Raw genomic sequence first — 12927 nt, forward strand, 5'->3', positions numbered from 1 at the left:
GAGATTGCGGATTGTTGGCATAGATCCAGGGCTTAGATTTACTGGTTATGGCGTTATTGAAGCTTCCCAAAATGGACAGCTTCAATATGTCGCTAGCGGTACCATTGCCATCCCTACTGATTTACCATTATATAAACGATTAGTACACATTATGGAAGGTGTTCAAGAAGTTATAGAACACTTTAATCCAAAGACTTCTTGCATTGAAGAAGTTGTAGTTAATAAAAACGGTAAAACTACGCTTTTATTAGGTCAAGCTCGTGGGGCAGCTCTTGTGACCCTTGCAAATCTTGGTCTAGAGGTTTTCGAATACCCTGCCCTTCAAATAAAAAAATCTGTAAGTAGTAATGGGCGGGCCCCAAAAGAACAAGTTCGCCAGATGGTAAAGTATATTTTGAATCTGAATAACATGCCTTCTTCTGATGCTGCGGATGCACTTGCATGTGCAATAACCCATGCTCATATGATCCCAACACTCGATTTACTTAAGATGCGAGATTTAGACACAAGTCATACTGCTAGAATGAAAAGTGGTCGCATTAAATTCAAATAGAGGTTTTGATGATTAGTCGCTTAAAAGGAAAATTAATTTATAAATTTCCACCTACGGTATGTATTGATATCGGAGGTATCGCATACGATGTTGATGTATCTCTAACTTCATTTTATGAGCTACCAGAAGTTGGTCAGGAGGTTACTCTATTTACACATTTGGCAGTTAGAGAGGATGCACACACTTTGTATGGCTTCATTTCCGAGGATGAGCGTGCGACATTTAGAACGCTGATTAAGGTAAATGGTATAGGATTTAAAAGTGCTTTAGGCATTCTTTCTGGTATGTCTCCAGATGCACTTTATAATGCAATCGAAGAGCAGGATTCCTCTCAACTAGAACGTGTCCCAGGTATTGGAAAAAAAACTGCCGCTAGAATTATCTTGGAACTAAAAGGTAAACTTCCCGAAATAAGCACACTAAATAACACAACATCAAATTTAAAAAATCATAACGATGTCCTGATTGCCCTTCTAAATTTAGGATATTCAGAAAAACAAGCAAAGTTAGCTATCAGCACCCTACCAAAAGATATAGATGCTTCAGAGGGTGTTCGCATTGCACTTAGATCAATGGATAAATAAAAAATTTGAAGTACTTATTTAATTTTTTACGCATAGTTTGCGTATTTTTATTGACATCTGCATTGATTGCAGGTTGCGGACAAATATTAAGTAGATTTATTTTTATATCTCCTTCTGTTTGGACAGAAAGTTGGATAAGGTTTTCCATTATATGGTTGGTCTTTTGTGCATTGCCACTTGCTTTCGAGGACGGCAAAATGCTGAGGCTAAATTTTCTTAAATCATTAGTCTCTCAAAATGCAAGTAAAAGCATAAGCATAATTTCTATGACCATAAGTTTGTGCTTTCTTGTAGCATTGACAATCCTTGGTGTCATGATGTTTTTTAGAAGCCAAGAACAAATGCTTGCAGGTCTTGATATTTCAATATCATGGGCCTATCTTGCCATTCCAGTTGGATCATCCTTGTCTGCTTTAGCTTTGATAGATAACCTACTGAAATCACGTTTCAAGGAAATGTAATGCATTTAATGTTTGTCTCTATGCTTATATTTTTTGTGCTTACAGTACCTATAGATGTAGGCATCGGGTTTTCTGCTGTATTTGGATTAAAAATTGCAGATTTAAGTCCACTAGTTTTAGTCCAAAAATATTATGCATCTCTCGATAGTTTTCCACTAGCTACAATTCCATTTTTTATATTAACTGGTCAAATTATGCTTAGATCGGGCATTTCAGAAAGACTTATAGACTTTACTAAATGTCTTTTTGGCAATGTTCGAGGGGGCCTTGCGTGTACATGCATAATAACCAGTATGATTTTTGCCGCTATCGCTGGTTCAGGTGTAGCTACAACATTTGCGGTTGGTTCTATATTAATTCCTGCACTGGTGAAACGTGGATATTCAAGCGAATTTGCTACTTCACTTCAGGCTTGTGCTTCCGAACTGGGAGTTATTATTCCTCCCTCTGTTCCAATGATTTTGTATGCAGTATCTACACAGACAAATATTGTGGACTTATTTAGTGCTGGTTTTATTCCTGGAATTTTTATTGCTTTAATGCTATGCATATACTCCATTTGGTATGCCTCAAAAAAGAAAATAGATATTGCCGAATCAGAGTTTAAAGGTCAGCTCTTTGTCTATTTTAAAAAGGCATTTCTTGCACTTTTGCTTCCAATTATCGTTTTAGGAGGCATTTATGGGGGCATATTTACTCCCACAGAAGCATCGATAATTTCTGTTATATATTCACTTTTAATTGCCACTATTTATGGTGCAATTGATAAAAAACTTATATCCGAGTCATTTGTTCACACTGCTATTTCAACTTCTGTAATTTTGTTTTTAATAGCGAATGCTTCTGTATTAAGTTTTTTGATTAACTTCTCTGGAATCCCACAATCCTTAGGAATCTGGATCACAGAAACCTTTCAAGACAAAATTCAGTTTTTGTTAGCCCTAAATATTCTACTATTTGTAATCGGAATGTTTGTTGAAACATCAGCCTCTATAGTTGTATTAGGACCTCTACTTCTTCCTGTAGCTTTAAAATTTGGTATTGACCCCATTCACTTTGGACTGATAGTAGTTGTAAACCTTGCCCTAGGTATGATTACGCCTCCATTTGGTGTTAATTTGTTTGCTGCTTGCACTGTCTCTAACCTTCCAATTGAGAGAGTTATAAAATCACTTATACCTTTTGTTTTGCTATCATTTATTGCAGTACTAATTATTACTTATCTACCACTATAAATTGAGTTGTTATGCCCATAATTCCTGACAATATTCAGTCTCCAAATAATAGAGGCATTATCCAAAACGATATTGCTGATTCAAGAGAGGATTCATTTGAAAAGGCTCTTAGACCCAAAACTTTGGATGATTACAAAGGGCAGGATAAAGTTTGCCAGCAACTAGAGATATTTATTAAAGCTGCAAAAAATAGAGGCGAAGCCCTTGACCACGTTTTGCTATTTGGTCCTCCTGGACTAGGTAAGACTACTCTTGCACATATTATTGCGAACGAAATGGGTACTAAAATGCGTCAAACTTCAGGACCCGTTTTGGAAAAACCAGGTGATTTAGCAGCGATATTAACAAACCTCAATAAAAACGATGTGCTTTTTATCGACGAGATTCATAGGCTATCTCCAGTCGTAGAAGAAATTCTCTACCCAGCTTTAGAAGACTTTCAAATTGATATTATGATTGGCGATGGTCCAGCAGCACGAAGCATAAAAATTGATCTTCAACCATTTACTTTAGTGGGAGCCACAACTAGAGCTGGCATGCTGACAAATCCTCTACGAAATCGTTTCGGGATTATTTCTCGCTTAGAATTTTATTCAACAGAACATCTTGCTCATATTGTGACCCGCAGTGCAAGATTGCTTGGTGCAAATATAGAGGAAAAAGGTGCATTTGAAATTGCTCGACGATCACGTGGTACGCCTCGCATTGCCAACAGATTATTAAGACGTGTAAGAGATTTCGCTGATGTTAAAAACAATGGTTTGATTTCAGATGAAATTGCAGCCGAAGCTCTTGGTATGCTTGAAGTTGATCCTATCGGTCTTGATAATATGGATAGAAGGCTACTAGAAGCGATTCTCTTAAAATTTCAAGGTGGACCTGTGGGCGTAGATAATTTGGCTGCAGCTATAGGCGAAGAAAGTCACACGATTGAAGAGATAATTGAGCCTTATTTAATCCAGCACGGGTTTATTCAAAGAACTCCAAGAGGTCGTATGGCGACTATTCACGCTTGGAACCATTTTAATTTAAATCCTCCCGCAGAAAAGCAGATAGAGCAACTTTCTATATTGAACTCCGATTTAGGATTAGGTTTAAAATAGTTGGTATTAGTTTTAGTTAAATAAATAATTAACATGCATATTGGCATTGCTGGGGCAGGCTTAGTTGGACGACTACTCTCTTATCTTTTAACAAGTGAGGGGCATGATATCACTATTTTTGATGTTGCTGATAGTGAGTCAGATCCTAGGGCAGCAGGCTTTACTGCAGCTGGGATGTTGAGTCATATTGCCGAAATTGAAAGCGGTGATCGGGTAATTCTTGATTTGGGGTTGAGATCTTTAGAACTTTGGAAGGCTATTGTTCCTTCATTGAGTTCACCTGTGGAACTTCATTACTCTGGAGGTTTGATTCTTGCACATCAAGGCGACTATGGTGTAGCCAATCGACTCGTTTCCTTACTTCAAAAAAAGGCTCCTGCAGACCAGTCACCATTGCCACTAACTCTAGATGAATTGCATAAATTAGAGCCTGATGTTCATGGTGTTGCTCACGCATGGATGCTAAGAAATGAAGGTCATATACACACTAGGCAAGCTATGCAGGCTTTATATGCTTCATGTACAAATATTTATTGGCGGTGGCAAACGCCCGTAAAATCTTTGAGTACTCATAAGATTACAACCGAAAAAGGTGACACCTACGAGTTTGATTGGGTTTTTGATGCTAGGGGTGTTGGGGCTAGAGAGTTTAAACATCCAAACTCTCATTCCATCTCATGTAACAATGTAAGAGGCGTAAGAGGCGAAGTTATTTGGTTGCAGATTCCAGGATTAAGACTTTCACGACCTATACGATTGATACATCCTAGATATAGAGTTTATATTGTCCACAGACAACCTGATATTTTATTCGTAGGTGCAAGTGAAATAGAGTCCGAGGATAGAAGTCCAATTTCAGTCAGGACAATGGTCGAACTTTTGACAGCTGCCCACAGTGTATTGCCAGATATATCTGAAGCGAGAATAATTCACACAGAAACAAATCTTAGACCTGCAACTTTAGATAATTTACCTCGAATAGAGACTGAAGATGGTATTACACGAGTGAACGGACTTTTTAGACATGGATGGCTTATAGCTCCAGCAGTTGTAGAGGATGCATTAAAACCTCTACTTGGGAGAGATTACAGCATAATGGACACAATATCAAAAAAGAATGAAAATTAAAATTTTTTTAAATAATGATGTGCATCACATTGAGGAAGGTACATCACTTGAATCATTTTTAGCTTCTGAAATTTATTCTAAAAACGAGGGCGAAATAGCTCTTGCAAGTGCAGTAAATTCGACTTTTGTCCCTAAATCCCAAAGATCTGTATACATATTAAAAGAACTTGATCAGATAACAACCTTTACCCCTATAACTGGAGGGTGATATGGATAATTTCATACTTGGAGGAAAAGCTCTTAAAAGTAGATTTTTTTTAGGAACTGCTTTATATCCCTCTCCTAAAATATTATTGGATTCCCTCGCTGCTTCCGAAGCAGATGTAATAACGGTCTCCTTAAAAAGACAAATGGGAGATGGAACTTCTTTAAAAAATGAACAATCACTTTATTTTGAAGTGTTAAAACAAAGTAAAGCTACATTGCTCCCAAATACGGCTGGATGCAAAACTGCACATGATGCAATTAATGTGGCAATGATGGCACGAGAGGTCTTCGAAACAAATTGGATAAAACTTGAAGTTATTGGTGATGATTACACACTACAACCCGATATGTTTGAGCTTGTCAAAGCTGCTGAAAATCTTGTGCACGAGGGGTTTGAGGTGTTCCCTTATTGCACTGATGATTTAGTCACATGTCAAAGATTGCTTGATGTTGGTTGCAAAGTATTAATGCCATGGGGAGCCCCTATTGGCTCAGGGCAAGGGTTGATTAACACTTTTGCTCTACGAATATTAAGGGCTCGATTACCTGAAGCATTTCTAGTAATTGATGCTGGCATTGGTTCCCCAAAAGATGCTACTCACGCTATGGAATTGGGTTTTGATGCGGTTCTTTTAAATTCCGCAGTATCTCAATCACATGACCCCGTTAAAATGGCTAGAGCTTTTAAATTAGCTATCGAAGCTGGTAGGTTAGGTTATGAGGCAGGTGTCATGTCCCAGCAAGACATGGCAGTACCAAGTACTCAAGTAAGTGGACGCCCTTTTAGTTTGTAGGGATTAGAGAGTAAAGCTTGTGAGCCTTTCATAAGGCTTATTTTGTATTTATCCTGTTCGATTTCAGACATATCAAGCACAGCAACTTGCTCTTTTAAGCCCTTAATGTGATTTAATAACTCACTATTTACAGAAGCTCCACCGCCTGCCCTAGCCTTACCGCCTCGTCCAGTTGGAGAGGCTAACCCTGAACCATATATTCTTTTGATTGCTTTTTCCAGTCTTCGTCGTTGGGACACCCTAAAAATATTTAGAACAAATTTCGAATAATTCCTTTTGTTCTTTATCCATTTCTAATAATACTTTTTGCTCTAGTTTTTGGTCAGGTAGCATTATTGTGATTTGATACATATTCTGAGCGAGTTCAGAAGCACGAGTTGTGGAAATCTTTGATTTTTCTTTGTCTAAGGCATATTCTAAGGTTTTTAAAATTGAATATGCAGCAAATACTATGCTTATATGAGCTCTAATCCTGCTCTCGTTCCTATGATATGTTGGGCGAATTTTTAAATCAGTCTTTGACATTCTGAACGCACGCTTAATTTGCCAAAGTTGACCATAATGCTCCAGTAACTCACTGTCGGTAAGTTTAGTGTTGCTTCTATAGCCTTTCATCTGTTTTGTTAAAGCTCTTTACATCACCATCAGCCCATCTTTGGCTCAGTATCTTATTTTGAATCGATTTGATCTCGTTTTTAATCCTTGCACCAATTATGTACTCATAATCGTTTGCCATCAGATATTCAATATTCTTATTTGATAGTAAGCCACTACTATTGGTTTACCAATGCCAAATTTCTTACTCATGGCTTCTATAAACGGTATCAGTGTATTGCCCTCATAAGTTTTTCCTTCGTAAATGTCATACCCAATTGCAAACCCATTACAAGAGACCATTAATCCAAGATAAATTTGTGGATGTGTGTGTTTTCCTACTTTTGAAAACCCTGTCCTGCGAAGGTCATCTTCATCTTCTGACTCAAAGTGTAAAGTGGTCATGTCGTAAAACACAACGGATATCTTGCCTCCAACCATTCGTTGTGTGTGATTAAACGCAATTTGCTCAACCTCATCTTTGTACTTGCTCTCTAGCTTATCTAAAAAACGGTAAATTACATTCACATCTATATCAATATTCTGATATCTATGAAGGTAATCTGTGGTCTTCAGTTTGCTTAAAGGAAATGAGAGTCTTGATATGACCATATGTCTGAACATCTTTTCCTTAATACGATTAAATCCAATGTAGTCGTATATCTTGCCAAATATTAACTCTGGTCCAATGGTTTGAATATTGCTATTTGAGAGGCTTGATATTGTGTTAATTAGAGCCTCATCTTCAGCTGACTTAAACAATGAGTATTGCTACTTAATGTCATCCATCATCAGCTGAGCTTTAAGTTTTAACTCTTCAATTTTGTGCAACTCGGTGGCACAACCGACTGATTTTAGTACCTGATACTTACCAGAATGCTTGCTAACTATTTGAATACTAACGCTTCCTGATTTATTCTTCTTAGCTCTAACAAACATTAATAAAAACTTGAGACACCCAAACGGAGCCCTGATTTTAACCTAACTTATTGATTTTTATGAGTTTAGGTTGGGTGTCCCAAAAAAACCGACGAAGACAGGAAAAAGTTAAGAGTAATGTTGCCTTCTTCACGTGAACCTGCTTCATAATCTTTGCCATCTGAGCATATAGTAGATACATCTTCCTGTTCAGTTGAAGCACCTGACTTTTGAATAGATTTAGTAGGGCAGAAGTTAGCAGAAAACACTACTTTCTGAACGGTGCCATTTTTAAGAGTCTTACCTTCCCAATCTGCATGGAGGCTGGGAGCAATTAGAAATGGTACAGAAATATGCTCATTTATCTAAGAGTCATCTGGCTCAATATGCTAAGGCATCTGAGATATCTACGTCACGAATTTGTCACGGTACTATTTTTAAAGTAGTTTAAAGGAGAAAGATGATGAAGCTAACTTATTGAATTCAAAGAGGAATTAGTGGTGGGTTGGCCGGGATTCGAACCCGGGACCAACGGATTAAAAGTCCGCTGCTCTACCGACTGAGCTACCAACCCTATGCTGAATCAGCAAAAGAAAATAATTATATGCTTATTAGTCTATGATGTCAATAGTCTCTTGTGGCTCAAAGTGTACGTCAGGAGGAAAGAAAAAATTATAAAGCCCAATTTTTTTGAGTAGTTTTAATAACCTAGGATGTCTAACAAGCCAAATATGCACAACAAAACCAGTAAAAGTTCTATAGTTTGGTGTAATCCTATAAATCGTATCGCAACTTATATCTGTTGTATTAACACCTTCTGCATTCTCAGTGTAAAAATATTTGAACCCTTTTTTCTTTGCCACTTCCAAATACGATGGTTCAAAGTAACCATTAGGCCAAGCTAAATGTTCACAATTTATACCCAAATTATTTTTTAAAACTGAATTACTAAGCTCAAGTTCTTTTTCGAGCATAGATAAACGACCATCAGTGTTTAACTGCTGATCCCATCTAGTAGCGGAATGACCATTGCTTTCAATAGAAATCAAACCCGAGTCACGTAAAAAGGTCAACTCATTCCAATTCATCATCACATTTTCTGGATGACCAGAATTAATAATTGCCTTACATTTTGCATTTGGGGGGCAATACGGCAGTATCTCATCAGAGCGGTAATGTGTACGAATATTGCCATCACGAATAAGACCTGTGTATACAAAAAAATTCGCTTTAGTTTTAAATTTTTCTAAAATAGGATAAGCGTAAACATAGTTATCCAAAAATCCATGATCAAATGTAATCATGATGGATTTTCTAGGGAGAGTTGCACCTTTAATAAAATTCGCAAACTCCTTAGAGGATATAGTGTTAAAGCCCCTCTTCTTAAGGTAACACATTTGTTTTGCAAATATTCTCGGAGGGCAATTTTCCTCCCCTCCATTCGGAGTAACATGCGTATACCTCAATACAGGTATAACTTTAGCTTTTCTCATGTAAAATCTTAGCGAGCAGGTGATATTCGAACTTCAGCCCCGCGTCTTTTTATAACGAGCCCTTGAGATGGATGAATCTTGAGCCCTTCAAAACCCTTGATATAGCTTGATCCCTGCATCTGCATGATTCTAATTTTATTTCTAATAACTTGAGGATTATGTACCGGCATCCCGAAGAGCCAAACTTCGTCTAGCACCTTTGCAGAATTAAAATCCGAAAGACGTCTCAAATCTGGACCTAAGCAAAGCATGTGCCCATCCCTACCAAAAAGCGGAATGGAATCATTGGTACAGTGATACTGCAGTATCTGTCCTCCCTCGTATTTAATACCCGTATTAACATCCCACCAATTTTCCCCTTCAGGTAAATAAATCTCCACCTCGTCCGAGTCATCAAATATAGGTGCTACTAACAACGCAGCCCCAAACATAAACTGATTTTGATACTCATGAGATTCGTAATCTTCAGGAAATGCCAATTGCATGATACGTTGAACAGGTAAACCTGTACGAGCAGAATCTTCGATAATTCCCAGATAATATGGAAGCAATTTATAGTACCAATTCATCAAAGTTTTAAGCTTATCCTGAACCTCACTTGATAAATTCGTAGGGAGATATTGATCCTCTCCTATAAAGGCAAAACCGCCACTAAATAATGAGTATGAAGCGGTCCTTAACACTAAATTTTCGTTTTGATTTTGTGTTTTTATTCTAAATCTATGGCGTTCAGCAACAATACCACTTACTTGGGTGGCAATATGTCTTTTATGGAGAGCCAACAAATCTTCGAAACTTTCAATCTCCATATCAACAGTAAGCCCTAATGATCTAGAACTATTAGTTATGAATTTAGTTCTGTCTATATATACTTCACTAGGAGATTTATTTTTAGCTTGAGCTTGAGCAAGAGAGTGCTCTAATAAAGCATAATAGGATGAAGGCAATTCTGGCAATGAATAATCCTCACAGTTATAACTCAAAGAAACTTCAATACCAGCTATAATTTGTTGAACTCTATCCTGCCAAAATTTATAAGCATCCTTATTAAATAGATTAAGCAATACGTATTCATTAGAATCGACTTCAAAGGTCAAAGCCTCTCCATCTTCACCTTTCATAAGCCAAGATTTAGATCTCAAATTGCTAAAAAGCTCTGAACCTTTTAAAAATGCTGGAAATGCAGGCAGTGACAAGTGTTTACGATTTCTATCTAATACTGATTTAAGCTGATTAGTTCTACCAACTCTATCCTCATCCAAATCAAAATTAGGTTTATCACTCTCAAAAACAAAAATTGATGGACATGAAAGCTTAATCGTATCTAAGCTATATCCATTATCCGAAAACTTACGACTGTAATTTAAAAACTCATTAAGAGTTGATGATTTAGTCTGAACCAACCAATTACCTGAGCTAAGTAAAGGAATCCCATAAGCCCTACCTACCACAGCATTGTACTGATTAAACAACTCTTCAGTAGCACCTAAAAATACAAATAAATCCAAGCAGTCATTAGAAAACGTTAATTTATACCCTTCATTAAAAGTATAGCTTACAGGATAAACAGTAGAAGCGTAAGTAGCCCAACCTGACGGACTCCATGCAAATGGCAAAGAACCCTCTACAATTTCGTTATGTTCAATGTTTGGTCTAATACAATTAAGGCCATATATTTCATCCTCACTGGTGTCAAAGGATAAAGTCCACCTACTATCGTTAAGACTTAATGAGTCTACAGAAGTTGAAAGCTTAAGAGCATCATCCATGTAGAACTTAAGTTCAAAGGGACTCGAATAAATCTCAATAAGTTTATTCTGATATGACAATCTCCAGTTTTTACCAGGCTTAATTGTTTTAAAATCGATTTCAGCAGTTGTAAATAAATCCGACAAGAGCAATTCAGGTCCAACTGATTTAATTTCAGTACCCTTTGACTTGATGGGATTTATAAGCAACCTAAAAGCCCCGAAAGCAGACATCTCAATTCGGAAATTGTAGGTTTTAGATACAGTAAACTCACAGAATTCTACTGGGCCGCTTATTGATGTTGAGCTTAATTCTATATGCTTGATTGTAGTCACAGGCTTGAATTCTTAAAATGGTAGTCCTATATTTTAAACCAAACGTCCAGTTTAAGTGCTATCTGGAGCCATTATCCTCAATAAATCTCTAGAGAGAGGAGAAGGTTCCAATCCAATTTCAGCTCCAATTATTTCTGCCCCTAGGCTTGCCCATGTCATTCCATGAGAACCGTATGCACAGGCTAAAAAAACATTAGTGTCTTTAAGCCGTCCTATTAAAGGAGTTCTTCCGTTGACTACTGCCCTAACACATGCATGCCCCTTTAAGCCCTGTAACCTTACAAGATCCTCAGCATCAAAATCAAATTCTATAGGTATTTTAGAAAGTATGCTCTGATGCCCTTCTAAACTAACTTCTGGATTTAAATCATTATGCTTATAAGTCGACCCCATAACACAATATCCTCCCATTTCAGGAAGGAAATATCCCAAACCACCTATAACACATTTTGGTCCACCACTAACAAGTTCTGCTGGAACCCTTAATGTTTGCCCACTTAGAGCATGAAGGGTAGCAAATTTTGAAACCCTTTGAACACATTGACCAGACTTAAGTTTAACAGTATCTAAACCACTGGTAGCTAAGATTTCAGGGGTTTTTATAGCGGAGGCAATAACAACGTAATCATACCCTTCAAAGAAATCATTATCTTCAGTTTTTAGTCTAATTTTTGGGCATGATGCATCAATAGATAAAATTCGATTTGTGAATTTATTTATACCCTCTAAATCCGTTAAAAGTTTTATTATTTTTAATGGCGATATCTGCATCCCAAAAGGTAAAAAAACCGCATCCCTATTTATATTGAATCCAGAGATAGATGTCGCTTCTTCTGCAGTAACCCTCCTAATCCATTCATCAGGAAAATTTAGCATCTCAACAGCTTGGGCCAATGATTTAGCATAACCTTTGTCCCTATCAACTTCAAGCGTTCCGCAAGGATTCAAAGCCTGTCCGAAGTAGCATTGCCACCTTGTGCGAGCTCTAAGTACACCAGCACGTGATATTCTTGATTTGGGGCTATCATCTGCTGTAATCACTGGTGTAATCGCACCTGCAGATGTTTCGAAAACCTCACCTGTAGGCATATCATTAAATTTAGGATCAAATAAATCAACCTTGTGTCCTTTTTTAGATAGTAGGTTGGCAATGCTTGCTCCCGCAATACCAGCCCCGATAACCGCAATATTACTAGGTTGGGCTTGTATACATTTATGTTTTATATGTGGATTAGATAGCTGGTAGAGATTCAGTTCGCTGTTCCTATGAACTATTTTAAACTGCTTAAAAGATGCAATTTCTTCTAAAGTTGACACTTGAGATGGTGTGTACACATAGATATTTGAAACTGCTAACCTCATCATGTTTTTACATGGTTCGTCTACTATAAACACATCTATCTCGGCTTGTAAACTATCCCATCCATACTCATCATAAACAATATGAACTACCAATTTGAAATTAAGAATATCTATGCGATTTATTCCTGACATAGGTAGTGGCCAAGCATTTTTAAGGACGTGGGAACTGTTAGAAGGCTTGAAAAAAATATTTTTTGTTGGCGAAAGAAGGATAATATGAAGCGATTTTTCAAAACTAACGTTAAAATTTAAAACTTTTTTAAATTCTTGAATTAAGGCTCCTGATACCTCCTCCCAAGATGTAGATTTAATAGCGACGACAGTTGGACCCTGTTTTTGTTGATATATTTTTAAAATTTTTTTTAAAAATTCGGGTAGATTTACAAACATGCTATTCGTCCAAGAGGTGCT

At 37.1% G+C, this 12927-nt stretch carries 13 protein-coding genes, 1 tRNA gene and 1 pseudogene; 8 read left to right on the forward strand and 7 right to left on the reverse strand.

The features are described 5' to 3' along the window. The first annotated feature begins 4 nt into the window (after nucleotides 1-4). Genes ruvC through KUI_RS06375 form a run of 8 tightly spaced genes read left to right on the forward strand, consistent with a single transcriptional unit; the run spans nucleotide 5 to nucleotide 6065 of the window. Nucleotides 5-553, forward strand: a complete 549-nt coding sequence (gene ruvC, locus KUI_RS06340) for a crossover junction endodeoxyribonuclease RuvC (RefSeq protein WP_013521462.1) — start codon at nucleotides 5-7, stop codon at nucleotides 551-553. Between the two features lie 8 nt (nucleotides 554-561). After that, nucleotides 562-1137: a Holliday junction branch migration protein RuvA gene (gene ruvA / locus KUI_RS06345; protein ID WP_013521463.1), complete on the forward strand. Its 576-nt coding sequence runs from the start codon at nucleotides 562-564 to the stop codon at nucleotides 1135-1137. 5 nt (nucleotides 1138-1142) lie between these two features. Continuing rightward, entirely contained in the window at nucleotides 1143-1598 is a 456-nt protein-coding gene (locus KUI_RS06350; RefSeq protein ID WP_014840554.1) for a TRAP transporter small permease, read from the forward strand. Continuing rightward, nucleotides 1598-2833, forward strand: a complete 1236-nt coding sequence (locus KUI_RS06355; RefSeq protein WP_014840555.1) for a TRAP transporter large permease — start codon at nucleotides 1598-1600, stop codon at nucleotides 2831-2833. Before KUI_RS06350 ends, KUI_RS06355 begins: the two co-directional genes overlap by 1 nt. Nucleotides 2834-2844: 11 nt before the next feature. Then, nucleotides 2845-3936 (forward strand): Holliday junction branch migration DNA helicase RuvB, encoded by a 1092-nt coding sequence (ruvB, locus tag KUI_RS06360; protein WP_013521467.1) that lies wholly within the window; start codon nucleotides 2845-2847, stop codon nucleotides 3934-3936. A 33-nt stretch (nucleotides 3937-3969) separates the two neighbouring features. Next, nucleotides 3970-5064 (forward strand): FAD-dependent oxidoreductase, encoded by a 1095-nt coding sequence (locus KUI_RS06365; protein ID WP_013521468.1) that lies wholly within the window; start codon nucleotides 3970-3972, stop codon nucleotides 5062-5064. Continuing rightward, complete coding sequence (gene thiS, locus KUI_RS06370) at nucleotides 5054-5272, forward strand: sulfur carrier protein ThiS (RefSeq protein WP_013521469.1); 219 nt, start codon at nucleotides 5054-5056, stop codon at nucleotides 5270-5272. Before KUI_RS06365 ends, thiS begins: the two co-directional genes overlap by 11 nt. 1 nt (nucleotide 5273) lies before the next feature. Next, the gene (locus tag KUI_RS06375; RefSeq protein ID WP_013521470.1) at nucleotides 5274-6065 is read left to right on the forward strand and encodes a thiazole synthase; all 792 of its coding nucleotides are present in this window, start codon (nucleotides 5274-5276) and stop codon (nucleotides 6063-6065) included. Here the strand turns inward: KUI_RS06375 and KUI_RS06380 are convergent. The 7 genes and pseudogenes from KUI_RS06380 to KUI_RS06415 form a co-directional block, all read right to left on the reverse strand. Beyond that, nucleotides 6035-6304 (reverse strand): hypothetical protein, encoded by a 270-nt coding sequence (locus tag KUI_RS06380; protein ID WP_044954002.1) that lies wholly within the window; start codon nucleotides 6302-6304, stop codon nucleotides 6035-6037. The genes KUI_RS06375 and KUI_RS06380 overlap by 31 nt on opposite strands. 1 nt (nucleotide 6305) lies before the next feature. Then, nucleotides 6306-7598: pseudogene (locus tag KUI_RS08680) on the reverse strand (IS1634 family transposase). Nucleotides 7599-7663: 65 nt separating this feature from the next. Continuing rightward, a complete protein-coding gene (locus KUI_RS06395; RefSeq protein ID WP_013521476.1) occupies nucleotides 7664-7846 on the reverse strand; it encodes a hypothetical protein in 183 nt (60 codons plus the stop codon). 229 nt (nucleotides 7847-8075) lie between these two features. Then, nucleotides 8076-8151, reverse strand: a tRNA-Lys gene (locus tag KUI_RS06400). Between the two features lie 37 nt (nucleotides 8152-8188). Beyond that, the gene (locus tag KUI_RS06405) at nucleotides 8189-9070 is read right to left on the reverse strand and encodes a polysaccharide deacetylase family protein (RefSeq protein ID WP_014840556.1); all 882 of its coding nucleotides are present in this window, start codon (nucleotides 9068-9070) and stop codon (nucleotides 8189-8191) included. A gap of 8 nt (nucleotides 9071-9078) precedes the next feature. Beyond that, nucleotides 9079-11154, reverse strand: coding sequence for a TIM-barrel domain-containing protein (locus KUI_RS06410; RefSeq protein ID WP_014840557.1), 2076 nt, complete (start codon nucleotides 11152-11154; stop codon nucleotides 9079-9081). A gap of 51 nt (nucleotides 11155-11205) precedes the next feature. Further along, nucleotides 11206-12906, reverse strand: coding sequence for an FAD-dependent oxidoreductase (locus tag KUI_RS06415; protein ID WP_014840558.1), 1701 nt, complete (start codon nucleotides 12904-12906; stop codon nucleotides 11206-11208). Between the last annotated feature and the right edge of the window lie 21 nt (nucleotides 12907-12927).

The organism is Taylorella equigenitalis ATCC 35865 (assembly GCF_000276685.1).
GTDB lineage: Bacteria > Pseudomonadota > Gammaproteobacteria > Burkholderiales > Burkholderiaceae_B > Taylorella > Taylorella equigenitalis.